Here is an 18,015-nt window from a genome sequence, read left to right on the forward strand (position 1 = left end):
ACGCAAACACCACCCAGCAGATCAGCGGCGTAATCATGTCGCTGGGTGCAGTAATCGCGTACATAGTAGGCGAGGGGCTTGTGGATTCCGCAGCAGCCGGAGCAAGCAATACGCCGGATGAAGTAACAAAGCAGGAATAACGAAGAAATCCCCGCTTTCTTTTCGGAGGGCGGGATTTTTTTTGTTTACTGGATTAATTTCTGTGTGATTTTGATTTAATTATTTTTGGTTGTTTTATCAAGTTGTTCTGATGCCGCTTTTGGTTTTGCTTGTTTCTCTTCTTTTATTTTTTCTTTTATAAATTCAATTATATTAATCATTGGCAAAAGAAGTTTACCAGATTCGTAAATATTAGCTGATATATTGCAAATAAATGATCGAGCTATAGAATATAAAGCACTACCGCCATTTATATATAGCATAGCTTTGAATTTATCTTCCGATAACTCTGGATTTGCTGAGGAAAAGCATCCTTGTATTAATATATCGATTTTTGTTTTTTTATTATTTTTTTTATCTTTTACATTTACAATAATACCTAAATTAACTATTCCAATCAATGCAAGACTTTCGTTTCGTTCTATTTCGGGAACATCGATGTCTATACCAAATTCTCGTACAGCATCATCATCAAGGCGAATAATATTATTTGAAATTTTAGTTCTTTGAATGCAACTTCCAATAAATTGAATGTCTGCAGTTATTTGATTATTAATTTTCATTAAGCAATCGCGCTCTCTTTTTCTAGAAATTCTTCTGATAGAATATTTCTAACATCTTCTGATGGTATTGTTTTTGTTTTCTGTGGCATTGTAAATCTAAATGGAGAAATACTATTTTGCATATATTGGTTTTGCGGATTAAAGACTATATCAATATCAATACCTAGTTTATTAAATATTTTGATTACTTGCAAAAAAGTGAAGTTATTGTCGCCACTTTCCCATTTGGATATTAAAGACTGTTTAACGCCAAGTTTTTTTGCCAAATCTTCTTGTGATAAATGATTTTTAGTACGCTCTAAAATTATTTTGCCTGCTATTTTTCCCATTAATTTTCCATAAGCGATATCTACTTCTGATAGCTCACTAAAAAAATTATTTTCAACAGGGACTTTAGCTAATTTTTCTTCCAAAGTCATAAATCAAATTCCTCCCTAATCATGACTATTCTGTTTCTGGAGATACGTTTAGGAGAATCATAATCTGAAGAATTTTGTTCTAAAAACGCGGTTAATAATATTACATTTTGTTCACCTAAACAAAATGTAAAGATTACTCGTGGATTGTGCTTACTTTCAGGAAGACGTATAGAATAAATGTCTTGATCAATATACTCAAAAGATTGCCCATTAATGCAAGCAGTTCCTTTTGATTCCAACATGCCTAATCGTCGGGTTAGCCATTTTTGATACCTTTTTAAAGAGGCTTTGTCGTTTTTGAAAAGTCGACAGAATTCATCACTAAAAGACTTGTAAGCATATATGTGGTTATATCCTGGTACTCTATGTATTATATCCATATTTGTGCTTCCTAATCATATAATATAACTTATAGGTTATATTTGCAATGATTTTTTTAAAAATATTTTATTATTAATTTTGAAATTACCTATATAAATTTTATACCTATTATATAATATATTTCGATAAATTCAAATATAAAGCAATAAAATTTTCAAAGAACAAAACCATCCCCCGTTGGCTGATTGGCTGACGGGGGATTTTTTATTTGGATTGATTACTGTTCAACATATACACCCCTACTGATCTTGACCGGTTGGCAGGTGATTTTGTTTCGCTCCTTACTGCAGCCACAGAACACTATGCAAGTCAGATGCAAGTCAGGCGCTTAAAAAAATCCAGTATTTATGCGAGTTTACAGCGTTTCTGATGTAGCTTCCCAAGCTGATGACGGGGGTTCGATTCCCCTCTCCCGCTCCAATCAAAAATCCGCACCAGGTAGCCATTTTTCGGCTGTTTGGTGCGGTTTTATTTTTTTCTCTTTAAAATACGATTTTACCCGTTTAACCCGCCGACCGCTCGGCGGGCTTTTATCTTGCAGATTTAGTGCTTACCGATTCTGTTGCCGGAAACAAACGCTGGTTGTGATTTTCGTTATTCCGGATCGAAGCGGAAATAGGGATTTTCAAAATTACCCATTATCCGCATACTTTGCAGAGCCTGCTATGTCCGGCACGGTTTGCCTGCTTTATGGTTCCGTTATGTATTGCTTTTGATTTTCTTAGCGTTCTACAGTTCTTTGAGGAATGATATATATTTGTATGATCTACCCAATAAACCGTTTGGGACTGAGCAGGCGCGCTTGCTTTTTGCGCAACCGTTTTATTTTTAACAGCGGGCCTTTTGACAGTTTTTGTAGCGTTTTTTTTACCGGTAGACTTTTTGGTGACCTTTTTGACGGAAGCTTTTTTCGTTGTTTTAACTGGTTTCTTTATGGCTTTTTTAACGGTTGCCGAGGATGTGGTTTTTGGATGATAAGTAGCGCGTTTTGCCGCATAGCCCGTATTGGGCACGAAAGAAAAGCACATGATGAGACATAGAAGCAGACTAACCAATCTTGTTTTCATTTTCTTTTCCTCCAAGTAATTGATATATCGGAACAATATACTACAATGTATTTGAGGAATTCTCTGACAGAATTTCTCTTATTGCCGCCTTTCCCTATCGCAAGTAGGGAAGGGCGACTTTTCTATTTCAAATCGGTTATGACTTGCTTTGCAATGCCGATAATCTCAGCATATCCGTTCTCAAAATCAGAGCATTTTACGACGATCGGCTGAAAATCAGGATTCTCCGGCATGAGTACGACGGTATCTCCAATTTTTTAAAACGCTTAAGCGTTGCTCCATCGCCATTAATCCGGCAAGCGACAATTTGCCCATTTTCAGCGCATGGCTGTTGATGAATCAGCGCAAGCGACCCGTCCGGGATACCTGCGTTTATCATGCTTTTTCCATGGACGCGCAAAGCAAAATATTCTTCTGGGTTTTTAACCAAGGGAGGCATATAACCTCAATATTTTCTGTAGCTAGAACAGGGGTCCCGGCAGGAATAGTGCCTACGATTGGACCATTCCAGTAATGGGGAGGATGTTATGATCATTTTCTTTATCCCAACCCATCAGGTCGGACGGAGAACATCCGAGAGCGCTGGCCATTTTTTCAATTTTATCGGACGGAATATTGCTGATAACTCCGCTTTCGTATCGCTGTATGGTTTGCCGGTTTACGCCAACTTGCTTTCCCAGGTCATCGAGAGTCAATCCTTTTTCTTTTCTTTTTCTACGGATATTGTCCCCTATCGTTCTTATCACCTGCTCTTGTTTTCTATAATAGCAAAAATCACTTATTTTGCAATATGTTTTTCAGATTAAAAAGTTACTTGACAAGGGAAGTTACGCGCACTATTGTTTGTTACGCGATAAGTTACAAAATTGGAGGCGAGAGATTGATAGCGGTTAATGAGAGTTAAACTCGGTGGGAAGGGCATCATTTCCTTATACTGGCGAAATCGCCTGCGGCGGACCTTTCCGGTATCCCCATTCATAGGTTATCAGAATCACGAAATCGGCGATTCGGCCGTGCGCTGGATAATCGTGGGCTTCGTACAAAAGCCCCGACTGCTCCGGTTCGATTTCCGGTGCAACGGCGGTGGGAAGGAAATAACCGTTGGCGTGCATCCACGTCGCAGCTTGCTTCAAAAAGCGATTATAGGCCATACGGTCATTCGGAAGTACGTTTTCAAAATCGATGTTCAGGCCTTTATACCCTTTTTGCCGCATGATATCGATGATATTGTCCAAAAGCTGTCCGGTTTTTTCAGGGTTGTTCAATAGAATCGACGCCAGATTCTCGCCTCTTGAGGTTGCGGTAAAGTTTGTGACGGCCATCATCGGAACGCCCATCTGCGATACCGCAGCTTGAAGGGCCGGGCCGTTGTCAATGACCTGCAGGCTTGCGTCCTCCTTTATTAAATGGGTAAACGGGCTAAGGTAAGTCAGATAACCGCCGTCCTTACGGACATCGGAACGGCAGCCCGCCCGAGCATGTAGATGTGCCCGTTCACGCGGATGACCGGCCTCGTCTTACTCGGAATGACGAGCAGCATGCCGGGGGCTATCCTGTTCGGGTCGTCGATTCGGTTTACCTGTATCAGGTTCTGCAGGGGGATATTATAACGCTGCCCAATCAGCCACAGCGTTTCCCCCGGCTGCACGATGTAAACGACACCTTCCAACGGGATGACCAGCGTTTCGCCCACGACCAGCACATCCGGATTATAAATCCCGTTGGCGGATATGATGGACTCCCATCGGGACGTTGTAGCTATTCGCAATCTGCCATAATAGCATAAAAAAACCAGAATATTCCTTGCAATTTATGCCCGCAGCCCCAATATGCCTACGGAAATAAAATTCCTGTGGTCTTCTTTCTTTAGGGCAGCAGGAATCAGGCGATTTAGAAGCGTACGCCAAGGGTGGTTCATGATTCTGATTTTCCGGGAAAGCATCCGCATACAGTTTGCTCTTCTTAATTTAATTTACGGGCGGCATATAATGGTATACTCAGTATATTTGTCTGTTTCCGTAAATGCAGTTGTCAAGCTGCTCATCCGTACAGCGGCGTGCAGCCTCGCGGTCGCGGGCAATAACGCATTCCGCAAGGGCACGCGTGCTGTCGGAAAGCGAATCCGCACCATAGCGGCGGCAGTACCGCAGCCAGAGCTGGGAAACAACGGGCTTAAAGGATATATAAATCAGCGGCAGGATACTGTTGCTGCCTACCACGGCCAGCTCGTGGTGGAAAGCAAAGGCCGCCTCAATCGTCTGGTTGATTGAACCGGTGGCTTCCACATTCGCGGCAAGGCGTTCAAGGCAATCCATATCCTCTGCGCTGGCGTTTTCGATTGCGGCATCCGTCGCCAGATGTTCCAGCGCGCGGCGAACCTCCAGTATGGAACGAATCTCGGCCCGGCCGAGCGTTTCGCTGTGGTATTCCATAATGGCGTTCAGCGTGCTGATATTGCCGTTCCTGCCGTAATCCGCCACGAACACGCCCTGGCGCGGGCGTATTTCAAGAAATCCCTGATGTTCAAGCTCCGTAAGGCCGCTGTTTACCACCGCGCGGCTGACCTGCATCTGCAGCGCGAGCTCCCGCTCCGGCGGCAGCCGCGTGCCGACCGAAACCTGCCCGGACAAAATGCTTTCTCGGATTTGGCGGATAAACAATTCCTTAAGGCTTGGCGCACTAAGTTTTTGAAATTCCATGGAAAAGCCTCCTTTGTGGGCAGTGGTATGACCAAGACCAAGGCGATTTTACCATACAATACAACTGGATTCAAGGAATTATAATTGTATAAAATGTTGAAATTATAACAAAATTATTGTGATTTTTTTATATTTATTATACTATCTACATATGCATAAATGGTTAGATGATTATCTGGTAAAGCCACAGCTTAGCTTTACGTCAGATCGTATTCATTCAAAAGGAGCGTGAAAGAATGAACGGATTTAAAGTTCTGCAGGTCAGGCAGAGTGTTTTTGCGGACAATGATCGTCGGGCCGAGGAGCTGAGGCAGGAGTTAAAAAAACAAAAGGTCTTTCTACTGAACCTGATGTCAAGCCCCGGCGCGGGAAAAACCACCCTTCTGTCCCGAACCATTGAAGCATTGGACGGAAAGCTGAAGGTGGGTGTGATGGAAGCGGATATTGATTCGGATGTGGACGCCAAAACCATCGAAAGCTTCGGCGCGAAAGTGATTCAGCTGCATACGGGCGGTATGTGCCACCTTGACGCAGACATGACCCGGCAGGGGCTTGAAGCACTTGGGACCGACGACGTGGAACTTGCGATTTTGGAAAATGTGGGGAATCTCGTCTGTCCGGCGGAGTTCGATACCGGCGCGGTGAAAAACGCAATGATCCTCTCCGTGCCGGAAGGGGACGACAAACCGCTGAAATACCCCTTGATTTTTTCTGTGTGCGATGTCGTAATCATCAATAAAACAGACGTCCTTCCATACTTTGATTTTGATATGGAAAAATGCAGCGCGAATATCCGGATGCGCAACCCGAAGGCAAAAATCATCCCGGTATGCGCGCGTACGGGAGAGGGAATAGACAAGTGGATCGACTGGCTGTGCAATGAGGTAACGGCATGGAGGAGCCCGTAAACGATACCGGTAACATTCTGAATGGAGGGAAGCAACAATGGCAGAATTAAGACCGAAGATTGTAAAGCTTGCGAAAATGGTGGGCGGCATTGCAGGGGCGATGAATAAGATAGACGAAAACACCCCCGAATATTATTCACTCAATGCTGTGGTAACGGATGACATGGCTGATGTGGCGCTGGCAATCGGGCTGCGTAAGCCGCGTACGTTCGAGTATGTCGTTGAAAAATGCGGCAAGTCCCGCGAAGAGACACAGAAGCTGCTGGATAAACTGGCGGAAACCGGTGTTTGTAAGGTTTGGACGGAGAAGGACGGCAAGGACCGTTACTTTGTGAATATTTTCGCGCCCGGCATGCTTGAGATGATGGTAAATAACCGCGAGCAGCTCGCAGCTCATCCGGAAATCGGCAAGGCGTTTGAGGAATACACCCGCAGGCGGCTCGCGCCGATGGCACCGCTCTTTCCGGAAGGACTTGCCATGATGCGCGTAATCCCCGTTGAAAGCGCAATCAAGGACATTCCCGATACGGAGCCGTGGGAACACCTTTCCTATTACCTTGACAAATATGATACATATAGTGTTTCGGACTGCTCTTGCCGGCAGTCCCGCCGGGTGCTGAACGAAGGTTGCGGTCATCTCGAAAAAGAAATCTGCATCCAGATGGGGACCGGCGCGGAGTATTATATTCGTACCGGGCGCGGGCGGCAGGTCAGCCGTAAAGAAGTCGAAGAAATCCTCAAATTTGCCGAGGACAACGGTTTGATGCACGAGATGCCTCATACGGACGGACTCGGCGAATCTGCGGCAATCTGCAACTGCTGCGGCTGCGCCTGCTTTTCCATGCGCTTAGCAACGCTCTTTAATACGCCGGATGGGATCCGCTCCAACTTCACCGCCGTATCCGACCCGGAAAAGTGCGTTGCCTGCGGCCAGTGCGTGGAAAACTGTCCCACCAATGCGCTCCGGCTAGGGCAGCGTTTATGTGCGAAAAATCCCGCGCCTGAACATAAGGTTCATACGGCGCGGAACCATGTCTGGCGCGAAACGAACTGGAACAAGGACTACCGCGAAAACCGCAAGGATGTTGCGGAGGAGGGAACAGCTCCCTGTAAAACAGCCTGCCCTGCCCATATTGCCGTTCAGGGATATATTAAGCTGGCGGCGCAGGGCCGTTATAGAGAAGCCCTGGAACTGATCAAGAAAGAAAATCCTTTCCCGGCTGTTTGCGGCCGTATCTGCCCGCACGCTTGTGAAAGCGAATGCACCCGTGGCAACATAGATGAGCCGATCGCCATCGATGAAATCAAGAAGTTCATTGCGGATAAGGAGCTTGAGAGCTCCTCGCGTTACATACCGCCCATGCGCTATCATCTGGGCAATAAAGTTGCAATTGTAGGCGCCGGCCCGGCGGGCCTTTCCTGCGCCTATTACCTTGCAATTGACGGTTACCGCGTTACCGTCTTTGAAAAGCAGGAAAAACTGGGCGGTATGCTCGCACTAGGAATCCCCTCTTTCCGTCTGGAAAAAGATGTGCTGAACGCGGAGATCAGCGTTTTGCGTGACATGGGTGTAGAGTTTAAAACGGGCGTCGAGGTCGGCCGCGACATCACGCTTGACGAGCTTCGACGCGAAGGCTACGAAGCGTTTTACCTCGCCATCGGCGCGCAGGGAGGAAGAAAGCTCGGTGTTGAGGGCGAAGACGCACAGGGCGTGATTTCCGGCGTCGATTTCCTGCGCGAAGTCAACCTTGGGCACGAAGCAAAGCTTTCGGGCAAGGTTGTGGTCATCGGCGGCGGCAACGTGGCGGTTGACGTGGCGCGCACCGCTGTGCGCGAAGGGGCGGACTCCGTGTCCATGTACTGCTTGGAAAGCCGCGAGGAAATGCCCGCGCTTGACGACGAAAAAGAGGAAGCGGAACGTGACGGCGTTGTGTTTCACAATAGCTGGGGGCCGAAACGTATCCTTACAAAAGACGGGAAAGTAACCGGTGTGGAATTCAAGCGCTGTGTTTCTGTTTTTGACAAAGATCACCGTTTTGCCCCGCAGTACGACGAAAAAGACACAATTACTGTCGAGGCGGATACGGTGCTACTTTCCATCGGCCAGTCCATTCAGTGGGGCGGCCTGTTGGAAGGCAGCAAGGTGAAGCTTGGAAGGGGAAACACCGCGCAGGCGGACGGCCTTACCTTCCAGACGGACGAACCGGATATTTTTGTGGGCGGAGATTGCTACACGGGGCCGAAATTCGCGATTCACGCGATTGCGGCCGGAAAAGAGGGCGCGATTTCCATTCACCGCTTTGTGCAGCCCGGGCAGACGCTGACGCTTGGGCGTGACAGGAAAGAGTACCATGCCTTTGATAAATCGAATATTGACCTGTCGAATATCAGCTATGACATGACGCCGCGCCAGCGTGCCGGACATTCCCCTGTAAAAAAAGATAAATTTGCAGATGACAGGCTGACCTTTACAGAGGAACAGCTGAAAAAGGAAACGGAGCGCTGCCTTGGCTGCGGCGCGGTGCAGGTGGATAGCTATATGTGCGTTGGATGCGGCATGTGCACGACAAAATGCAAATTCGACGCCATCCACCTTGAAAAAACCCGCCATACCGTGCCCGGCTTTTACGAAAAGCTGCCCGTTAAAATTGCGGGCAACGCCATTCGCCGCAGCGGAAAAATCGTTGCCACAGCGGTAAAGGAAAGGCTCGGAAAGGACTGATTTCATGCATGAACTCGGGATCATCAGTGCGCTTGTCCATACTGTGGAGGGAATTGTGCGGGAAGAAGGGCTGACCGAAGTCGAAAAGATCGTGATCGAGGTCGGAGAGCTTTCCGGTATTGTCCCTAGCTATTTGGAGCAGTGCTATCCCGCCGCCGTTTACAAAACCTTTATGGAGAATACGAAACTGGAGCTTGTTGTTGTGCCGGGCATTGTTAAATGCCGCGGGTGCGGACGGATTTTCAACGCCGCGGCGAATGATCTGCAATGCCCCGGATGCGGCGGCCAGGATCTGGAGATTCTTGAGGGCAATGACATGATCGTCAGAGAAATCGTCTGCCGCTAAAAACAGATGGTATATTTTATTTTATAAAGGAGGAGTTTGCTATGTTTGTGTTTTATGAAGGTGTTCCGACCATATTGGTGCTTTTAGTCTGGCTTTGTGTTTTCGTAAGCCTCTTTGCGCTCAATGAGGTGACCCGCCGATACAAATGGGTCGGTTTCAGTTTCTTTGTGATACTGCCAATTGTGCTTACGGTAATGTGGCTGACAGTTTTCCGCGACAGCGCATATATGGACTGGTTCCATCTGGCGAAAGTCTATTCCGCAACGGCCGGCAGCATCGGTTTCTGGTGTATCCGCCATGTGAAAGGGCTTTCTCAAAACAAGGCTGCCCTTTGCTTCCCTCCGCTCATTCTCGCGATCAATATCTGCGAAGCGGTAACGCGCGACTTTCAGGTCGGCCGTTACACTACCCCTGTTGTTGAATATGCCAACAATCAGATTCAGTATTACATCGGCGGTTCATGGAACTATATGAACGGAATCGCCGGAATTCTGAATATCATTACCATTACCGGCTGGTTTGGAATCTGCATCCGTCAGGAGACTGAAAAAGATAAGAGCCGCGATATGCTTTGGCCCGATATGCTCTGGTTCTGGATTATCGCCTATGACGTATGGAACTTTGCCTATACGTACAACTGCCTGCCGACACATGCATGGTACTGCGGCTTTGCGTTGCTTCTTGCGCCGACGCTTTGCGCATTCACAGTCGGAAAAGGCGCATGGCTCCAACATCGCGCGCAGACGCTGGCCCTTTGGTGTATGTTTGCCCAGACCTTCCCTTCTTTCCAGGACGCCAGCAAGTGGATGGTGCAGTCTACTGCAAGCCATGACATCGCGCAGGCCGCTATGCAAGAGGGGCTCCTTGCGGCGGACGGCTACACAATGCAGGCGGCGCCCGGCATCTACACGGTTGCTTCAGCTTCGCCGGACACGACGGCACTCTTTATCTGGAGCCTGATGGCGTTGCTCATCAATGTGGCGGTCTTTGTTTACATGATAGCCCATGTAATCAAGACAAAACGCAATCCGTATACCTCGGAGCTTTACACAGACCTTACGGCATACAGCAATATTAAAGACCTTGCCGCTTAAATGCTAACCGTAAAAAGCGCGGGAAGTCCGGATTTCCGGGCTTCCCGCGCTGCAATGAAAACCGGGAGAATTTTGGATTGACATTGCTGCCTCTTGATGATAGAGTTAATTTCAATGGAATTTTGTTGTGGAAATCATTTGGAGGGTAAAGGTTATATGCTTAAAAAGCTGACAGAAAGGATATACTTTCTTCCGGGGGAAAAAAGGACGGACAGGCCTTATTTGTATTATATAAACGGGGATACGATGAGTCTGGCGGTTGATGCGGGAAATTCAAAATGGCATGTGGAAAAATTCTATCATGAATTAAAGGAGCATGGTTTTCGGAAACCGGCGTATACCGTTCTTACACATTGGCATTGGGACCATACGTTTGGAATGCATGCAGTCACCGGGAAAACAATCGCATCTGTTTTAACAAACCAAAAGCTCAGGGAAGTCCAAAATTGGGAATGGACGGAACAGAAAATGCGGGAGCGGGAAGAACGCGGCGAAGACATTGCTTTTTGTAATCAATGTATTTTGTGCGAATATGAAAATCTGGGGGACATCACCGTTATTCCGGCGGACATTGAATTAAAAGAAAAAGTGGAGATTAACCTCGGGGGGATACATTGCGTGCTGGAACCGCATGATTCCACACATTCCAGGGATTCGCTCTTTCTTTATATCCCGGAAGAAAAAGTTCTTGTTGTCGGCGATTCGGACTGTGAGGATTATTATGGCGACGGCAAGTATGACCGGGATCGATTACTGGATTTGATCGCCTATATTAAATCATTCGATTTTACAACCTATTTAATCGGACATGATGTGCCCCGGAGCCGGAAAGAAGCGATGGACTTTTTGCATTCACAGCTTGAAATGGTGTCGGTATAGAACGGGCGCATCCGGAAAGACCAGCATATGCGCGAAAAGAAGATGATAGTTGACAATTTCCTATTCTATGCTATTATAAATAATGACAAAAGAATAGATGGAAAAACATTGACAGAGACAGTAGGCTTTCATTAAAAATCACAGCGAACCGGGGGGAGTGCAAGCCCGGCATGAGTAGATGAATTCGGAAAATCCCTCTGGAGTTGCAAGCTGAAAGGCACAGCCGAGTAAGTGAAGCCGGCTTTCCGCCGTTATCGGGAAAACATATGGTGGTATGTAAATAGGTGGTATAACAAAGTTTCGTCTTTGTCCTGTGAATACGGGGCAAAGACTTTTTTCTTTTTTAGGCAGCAAAGAATGCCAAACCAATACGAAGGATCGGAGATTGCAGTATGTACAAAAAAGTATCAACAGACTTGAATTTTGTTGAACGCGAAAAAGCGGTAGAAGCCTTTTGGGAAGAGCATCATATTTTTGAAAAAAGCCTTTCCCTGCGGAAGGACGGTAAGTCCTATATCTTTTTCGAAGGCCCGCCGACGGCCAATGGAAAGCCGCATATCGGCCATGTTTTAACCCGCGTGATTAAGGACCTTATCCCGCGCTACCGCACCATGAAGGGGTATGAAGTGCCGCGCAAGGCTGGCTGGGATACCCATGGCCTTCCGGTGGAGCTGGAGGTTGAAAAGCTTCTGCATATAAACGGCAAGGAACAGATTGAGCAGTACGGGCTGGAGCCGTTTATCAAACAGTGCAAAGAGAGCGTGTGGAAATATAAGGGTATGTGGGAGGATTTTTCCCGCACCGTTGGTTATTGGGTCGATATGGACCATCCGTATGTTACGTACGATAATGATTATATTGAGTCGGAGTGGTGGGCGCTTAAGCAGATTTGGGAAAAGGGCCTGCTCTATAAAGGCTTTAAAATCGTGCCGTACTGCCCGCGCTGCGGAACGCCCCTTTCCAGCCATGAGGTAGCGCAGGGCTATAAAAACGTAAAGGAAAAATCTGCGATTGCAAAATTTAAGGTGAAAGACGAGGATGCGTATATCCTTGCCTGGACGACCACGCCGTGGACGCTGCCTTCTAATGTGGCGCTCTGCGTCAATCCCGATGAGGCGTATGTGAAGGTAAGCTGCAACGGGGAAACCTATTATTTGGCGAAGGAGCTCGCACCCACCGTCCTTGGCGAAGAATTTACCGTATTGGAAACCTATACGGGAAAAGAACTGGAGTACAAGGAATACGAGCCGCTTTATCGCTTTGTGAATCCGGATAAAAAGTGCTGGTATGTCACCTGTGACCGTTACGTAACCTTGACGGACGGTACCGGCGTGGTTCATATTGCGCCCGCCTTTGGTGAGGACGACGCAAACGTCGGCAGAATTTATGATCTACCGTTTGTGCAGCTTGTGGACGGCAGGGGGCAGATGACGGAAGAAACCCTTTGGCCCGGCGTTTTCTGCAAGGACGCTGACCCGAAAGTTTTAAAGGATCTGAAAGAGCGGGGCCTTTTATTCTCCGCTCCAGCTTTTGAGCATAGCTACCCGTTCTGTTGGCGATGCGACACGCCCCTCATTTACTATGCCAGAGAATCATGGTTTATTAAAATGACAGCGGTCAAAGAGGATTTGATCCGCAATAACCATACGGTAAACTGGATTCCGGAAAGCATCGGCAAGGGTCGTTTTGGCGATTGGCTGGAGAATGTGCAGGATTGGGGCATCAGCCGCAACCGCTACTGGGGTACGCCGCTGAATATCTGGGAATGCTCCTGCGGGCACCGTCATGCTGTCGGCAGCATTGAGGAACTGAAGGAAATGTCCACGAACTGCCCGGAAGACATTGAGCTCCACCGTCCGTATATTGACGCGGTTACCATTACCTGCCCGAAATGCGGCAAGCCGATGAAACGTGTTCCGGAGGTAATCGACTGTTGGTTTGATTCCGGCTCCATGCCGTTTGCGCAGCATCACTATCCGTTTGAAAATAAGGAATTGTTCCACCAGCAGTTTCCCGCGGATTTCATCTCCGAAGCGGTGGACCAGACAAGAGGCTGGTTCTATTCCCTTATGGCGATTTCCACGCTTCTGTTTAATAAGGCTCCGTTTAAAAATGTCATCGTGCTGGGGCATGTGCAGGATGAGAACGGGCAGAAAATGTCCAAGTCCAAAGGGAACGCGGTTGATCCGTTCGACGCGCTGAAAACCTATGGCGCGGATTCGATTCGGTGGTATTTTTACAGTAATTCCGCTCCATGGCTTCCGAACCGGTTCTACGCGAAGGCGGTGACGGAGGGACAGCGCAAATTCCTGTCCACCCTGTGGAACACCTATGCGTTCTGGGTTTTGTATGCCGATATCGACAAGTTCGACGCAACCAAGTACAAGCTGAACCTGGAGAAGCTGACCGTAATGGATAAATGGCTTCTCTCGAAGCTCAATACGCTGGTTCTGGATGTCGACCGCTACCTTGGGAATTATCAGATTCCGGAAACGGCTAGAGCTTTGCAGAGCTTTGTGGAAGAAATGAGCAACTGGTATGTACGCAGAAACAGGGAACGCTTTTGGGTGCAGGAAATGACGGAAGATAAAATCAACGCCTATCTTACCCTGTACAAGGCGCTGGTTACGGTTGCCAAAGTCGCGGCGCCAATGATTCCATTTATGTGCGAGGATATTTATCAGAATTTGGTGCGCACGGTGGATCCCGATGCACCGGAGAGCGTCCACCTCTGCGATTATCCGGTTGCCGACGAAAGCCTTATCGATAAAAAGCTAGAAGAGGACATGGAAGAGGCCGTGCAGGTGGTAACCCTTGGCCGTACGGCCAGAAACGCGGCCAGTCTCAAGAACCGCCAGCCGCTTGCAAACCTGTATATCTGCGCAGCGCATGATGTTGGCCCGCTTTACCATGAAATTATCCGGGAAGAGCTGAATATTAAGAAAGTGCATTTTGAAGAAGACGCTTCCCGTTTTACCGCATACCTTTTTAAACCCCAACTTCGGACTTTGGGACAGAAATACGGGAAAAAGGTTAATGCGATCCGCACCGCCCTGCTGGAGCTGGACGGCAGCAAAGCGAAGAAAGAGCTTGACGCCAACGGCTATTTGGCCCTGCAGATTGAAGGGGAAGAAATCCGCCTGAGTCCGGATGACTTACTCATTGAAACGGCCAAGAAGGAAGGCTTTGAATCCGCGTCCGACAATGGAATCACCGTTGTGCTGGATACGGTGCTGACGGATGAATTGGTGGAAGAAGGCTTTGTGCGCGAAATCATCAGCAAAATTCAGTCCATGCGCAAGGAAGCGAAATTCAATCTGACCGACCATATCATCGTCTATGCAACCGGAAGCCAAAAAGTGGCGGATGTTATGGCGAAAAACCGGGAAGCGATTCAGCACGATGTCTTGGCGGATGAAATCCGCCTGAATGAAATGGACGGTTTCCGCATGGAGTGGAATATCAACGGCGAGGAAGCTGTTTTCGGGGTAAAAAATAAAAATGAAGTGCTTTGATTTTGAAAGCTGCGGTTTTCTTTTCGGCCCCATTCCACCTCTTGCTTTTTGAAGATTTAACCCGCACAATATAGTGATTTATTTCATGCTGTCAGCCTGCTGGTAGGAACCGCCCTTTCCGGATTTTACCCGGAGGGGCGGTCAGCTTTTTATGGAGAGAATTGTGTGTAGGCTATAGATTTATTTCAATAACAAAGCCCCCGTCAGGATGGTATCTGACGGGGGCTTGTGTTTTCCCACTTGGAAAAAATATCAAATTCTTCCCTTGCTGGCACACTATTATTATAGATATTTTTCTTGTTATTATACGTATCTTTTTTTTGCGGACAGCAGAGAATTTTAGGAAAATAGGATCCGTTCATTTTTTATGGTTCTTTTTTCTTTATTTTGCGGCTTTATGCGCAAAATAATAAAATCGAATTGCTCCCGCAAGGCCGATTACGGTAATTCCTGCGAGTATGTAATAGGCTGTGCCAAAATTGAATTTTCCTGTGATTGTTCCGGTAATCACAGGGAAGGCAGTCATCCCAATCGCATAAACCGCCTGATAAAAACCCATTGCTGTCGAGCTCTTTCCTTTCGGGATTTCCTTCATGGCTTCACTTGTACAGAAGGAGAATAGAATTCCGGTGGAAAGCCCGGATAAAATCTGCACCGCATAAATCCATTCCACCGTCGGAAGATTCGGGGTGAGGACGCAATACGCCGCAAGGCAAAGCATAATGGCAGGTATCCAGATACGGGCTCCCGTTTTCTGCGCTGCTTTTGAAGCGGTGAAATACGAGCTGATTACAGCGGTCAGAATATAAATTATGCAGCAGATGCCGATCTGAACGCTGTTAGCTCCCCGGGACTGCGCAATTTTGGTGGTAAAGGACATGGAAGTGGAAAGCTGTACGCCTTGCTGAATGAGGGCAAGCAAGGAAAATAGAATCAGCCGCTTGTTGAAGTAGACCTCTACCAGTTCCTTTACGGGAAGCGCTTCTTCGTCCGTGTCCGCTTCCTGAATAAAGAAAGACAGGAAAAATGCGGGGATTGCAAGGAGGAAGCTTAAAGTGCAGAGCAGGTGCATTCCGTATTTTTCATGAAGCAGAGTACCGGTCAGAAAGCCAATAAGAATCCCAAAATTGTTTGCACCAACCGCTAATCCGGAGGCCTTTTGAAGCTCCTCCTTATCATAATATGTAAAAAACAGGAGCATGAATGAAATCCATGTGGCGGATGCGCAGCCCGAAAGGATGCTGCCAATCAGGTAGCCCCATTCATTCGGAAGGAGAATCCGGAACAAAGAGGCGGTGCCGGCCAGCAAAACGCCGAGCAAAATAAAGGGCTTATGCCTGGCTTTCCGGTCAGCCATCAATCCGGCTGGCATTCGCAAAGCGAGCTGGGAAAATCCGTAAGCACCTACAATTAAGCCGATCAGCGACGGGGCAGCCCCAATGGATGACAGGTATGTTGCCTGATAGGGAATATAAACATATTGCGAAAACCAGAATACAGCGATCACGGTCAGTAATAGCAATTTTTGCCGCTTATTTGATTGAAGCATGAGAACATCCCTTCCATACGGTTCATTTAAAGAGAGAAATGAGGAAAAGGGAGACTATTCCATTGGCGAATAGTCTCCCTTTCCTTTATAATTAGGGGATTGGAAAAAGAATAGGCTTATTGGTTCGTTATTGCATGGGAAATCAGATGGTTCCGTCCCATGTGCTTACATTTGTGGATTTGCTCTCTTCTTCGTCAAACCAGCGGGTAGTAACAACCTTGCTTTCCGTAAAGAAGCGGAAGCCGTCTTTTCCAAGGCAGTGCAAGTCGCCGAAGAAAGACTTCTTATGGCCTGCAAACGGGAAGTACCCTACCGGTACCGGGATACCAACGTTTACGCCGACCATGCCGCCGTCCGTATGGCGTGCGAATTCTCTGGCATAGTGGCCGTTTTGTGTGAAGATAACGGAACCGTTTGCGAACGGATTGGCGTTCATGATCTTAAGGCCTTCTTCAAAGGTCTTTACCCTTTTTACGCAGAGAACCGGCCCGAAGATTTCGCGGTCGCCGATTGTCATGCCGGGCTTTACGTTATCGAAAATGGTCGGCCCAAGGTAGAAGCCGTTTTCATAGCCTTCAACTGTCACATTTCTGCCGTCAAGAACCAAGTCTGCGCCTTCGTCAATACCCTTCTGAATCCATTTCAGGATGGACTGGCGGTGCGCTTCGTTGACCACAGGACCGAGTTTCGTGGATTTATCATAGGCCGGACCGACTTTAATTTGCTTGGCTTGTTTTACAATTTCGGCAACCAGTTTGTCAGCAATGCCTTCCTGTACAACAATAACAGGGAGAGCCATGCAGCGTTCGCCGGCGCAGCCGTAAGAAGCATTGATAATGCCGGCCGCCGTTCTCTCAATCGGAGCGTCGTTCAGAACAAGTGCGTGGTTTTTCGCTTCGCACAGGGCCTGTACACGTTTGCCGGCAGCAGCAGCGGTTGAATAAATGTGGAGACCGACTTCTGTGGAGCCAACGAAAGTGACGGCTTTAATATCCGGGTGCGTCAGAAGGATTTCCGCTTCATGGCGGGAGCAGGTAACAATGTTAATAACGCCGTCCGGCAAGCCGGCTTCTTTGTACAGTTCGGCAAAACGGAGCGCGGACTGCGGGGTAAAGGTAGCCGCTTTCAGAACGATGGTGTTTCCGCAGGCGATGCAGATCGGGGTCATCCAGCCCATCGGAATCATGGACGGGAAGTTAAACGGAATGATTCCGGCGCATACGCCGAGAGGCTCGCGGTACAATACGGTGTCGTATCCCTTGGAAGTGTCCATCAGGCTTTCGCCCATCATCAGGGAAGTTGCTGAAATAGCCTGTTCCGTGCCTTCTTTTGCCTTCAGAACGTCGCCCTGTGCTTCCGCCCAGTTCTTTCCGTTTTCCTTTGCCACCAGATAGGTAAGCTCATCCATGTGCTCTACAATCAGCTCGCGCATTTTAAATAAGATTTGTACGCGTTTTGCAACCGGGGTTGACGACCAGCCCGGGAATGCCGCTTTTGCGCTTGCAACAGCCTGTTCTACTTCATCCGGTGTGCAGCAGGGAACCTGGGCAATCACTTCGCCTGTGCTCGGGTCATAAGCATCGCTGTATTTGGAAGTTTTGGACTCCACAAATTCACCGTTAATATAAGGCTTTAGTTTTTTAACTTCGCTCATTACATAGCTCCTCCTTCAGAATGATCAAGTTTTGAGTATGTTGACAACTTTTAGGTTCAT

The 18,015-nt window shown here is 47.7% G+C and carries 17 protein-coding genes; 6 read left to right on the forward strand and 11 right to left on the reverse strand.

Going from position 1 to position 18,015, the window contains the following annotated elements; translation table 11 throughout:
• Positions 1–215: 215 nt before the first annotated feature.
• The 9 genes from CAGA_RS00005 to CAGA_RS00040 all read right to left on the reverse strand — a co-directional run bounded on the left by CAGA_RS00005 (position 216) and on the right by CAGA_RS00040 (position 5,288).
• Positions 216–722 carry a hypothetical protein gene (locus tag CAGA_RS00005; protein WP_135656421.1) on the reverse strand — a complete coding sequence of 169 codons (507 nt, stop codon included), beginning with the start codon at positions 720–722 and terminating at the stop codon, positions 216–218.
• Positions 722–1,141, reverse strand: coding sequence for a helix-turn-helix domain-containing protein (locus CAGA_RS00010; RefSeq protein ID WP_135656423.1), 420 nt, complete (start codon positions 1,139–1,141; stop codon positions 722–724). The genes CAGA_RS00005 and CAGA_RS00010 overlap by 1 nt, the downstream gene beginning before the upstream one ends.
• A complete protein-coding gene (locus CAGA_RS00015; protein ID WP_135656425.1) occupies positions 1,138–1,521 on the reverse strand; it encodes a hypothetical protein in 384 nt (127 codons plus the stop codon). Before CAGA_RS00015 ends, CAGA_RS00010 begins: the two co-directional genes overlap by 4 nt.
• Before the next feature lie 639 nt (positions 1,522–2,160).
• Entirely contained in the window at positions 2,161–2,589 is a 429-nt protein-coding gene (locus CAGA_RS00020) for a hypothetical protein (RefSeq protein WP_135656427.1), read from the reverse strand.
• A gap of 196 nt (positions 2,590–2,785) precedes the next feature.
• Positions 2,786–3,028, reverse strand: coding sequence for a LexA family protein (locus CAGA_RS12975; RefSeq protein ID WP_135656430.1), 243 nt, complete (start codon positions 3,026–3,028; stop codon positions 2,786–2,788).
• 52 nt (positions 3,029–3,080) lie between these two features.
• Entirely contained in the window at positions 3,081–3,335 is a 255-nt protein-coding gene (locus CAGA_RS00030; RefSeq protein WP_277668812.1) for a helix-turn-helix domain-containing protein, read from the reverse strand.
• 183 nt (positions 3,336–3,518) lie between these two features.
• Entirely contained in the window at positions 3,519–3,914 is a 396-nt protein-coding gene (locus CAGA_RS12770; RefSeq protein WP_243112883.1) for a glycosyl hydrolase family 18 protein, read from the reverse strand.
• Positions 3,915–4,018: 104 nt separating this feature from the next.
• Positions 4,019–4,357 carry a LysM peptidoglycan-binding domain-containing protein gene (locus CAGA_RS12775; RefSeq protein ID WP_243112884.1) on the reverse strand — a complete coding sequence of 113 codons (339 nt, stop codon included), beginning with the start codon at positions 4,355–4,357 and terminating at the stop codon, positions 4,019–4,021.
• A gap of 229 nt (positions 4,358–4,586) precedes the next feature.
• A complete protein-coding gene (locus CAGA_RS00040; RefSeq protein WP_135656434.1) occupies positions 4,587–5,288 on the reverse strand; it encodes a FadR/GntR family transcriptional regulator in 702 nt (233 codons plus the stop codon).
• Positions 5,289–5,524: 236 nt separating this feature from the next.
• On the opposite strand from CAGA_RS00040, the gene hypB reads away from it, so the two are divergent.
• From hypB to ileS, 6 genes are all read left to right on the forward strand, one after another.
• Positions 5,525–6,196, forward strand: a complete 672-nt coding sequence (hypB, locus tag CAGA_RS00045) for a hydrogenase nickel incorporation protein HypB (RefSeq protein WP_135656436.1) — start codon at positions 5,525–5,527, stop codon at positions 6,194–6,196.
• A gap of 37 nt (positions 6,197–6,233) precedes the next feature.
• Positions 6,234–8,918 carry an FAD-dependent oxidoreductase gene (locus tag CAGA_RS00050; RefSeq protein ID WP_135656437.1) on the forward strand — a complete coding sequence of 895 codons (2,685 nt, stop codon included), beginning with the start codon at positions 6,234–6,236 and terminating at the stop codon, positions 8,916–8,918.
• Between the two features lie 4 nt (positions 8,919–8,922).
• Entirely contained in the window at positions 8,923–9,264 is a 342-nt protein-coding gene (locus CAGA_RS00055) for a hydrogenase maturation nickel metallochaperone HypA/HybF (protein ID WP_135656439.1), read from the forward strand.
• Positions 9,265–9,305: 41 nt separating this feature from the next.
• Positions 9,306–10,358 (forward strand): DUF5692 family protein, encoded by a 1,053-nt coding sequence (locus CAGA_RS00060; RefSeq protein ID WP_135656441.1) that lies wholly within the window; start codon positions 9,306–9,308, stop codon positions 10,356–10,358.
• 156 nt (positions 10,359–10,514) lie between these two features.
• Entirely contained in the window at positions 10,515–11,237 is a 723-nt protein-coding gene (locus tag CAGA_RS00065; RefSeq protein WP_135656443.1) for an MBL fold metallo-hydrolase, read from the forward strand.
• Between the two features lie 392 nt (positions 11,238–11,629).
• Entirely contained in the window at positions 11,630–14,752 is a 3,123-nt protein-coding gene (gene ileS, locus CAGA_RS00070) for an isoleucine--tRNA ligase (RefSeq protein WP_135656445.1), read from the forward strand.
• A gap of 382 nt (positions 14,753–15,134) precedes the next feature.
• Here the strand turns inward: ileS and CAGA_RS00075 are convergent, their stop codons facing one another.
• The gene (locus tag CAGA_RS00075; protein WP_135656447.1) at positions 15,135–16,301 is read right to left on the reverse strand and encodes an MFS transporter; all 1,167 of its coding nucleotides are present in this window, start codon (positions 16,299–16,301) and stop codon (positions 15,135–15,137) included.
• A 142-nt stretch (positions 16,302–16,443) separates the two neighbouring features.
• Entirely contained in the window at positions 16,444–17,955 is a 1,512-nt protein-coding gene (locus tag CAGA_RS00080; RefSeq protein ID WP_135656449.1) for a CoA-acylating methylmalonate-semialdehyde dehydrogenase, read from the reverse strand.
• Positions 17,956–18,015 lie beyond the last annotated feature (60 nt).

Source organism: Caproiciproducens galactitolivorans (assembly GCF_004768785.1).
In the GTDB taxonomy this organism is placed as follows: Bacteria; Bacillota; Clostridia; order Oscillospirales; family Acutalibacteraceae; genus Caproiciproducens; species Caproiciproducens galactitolivorans.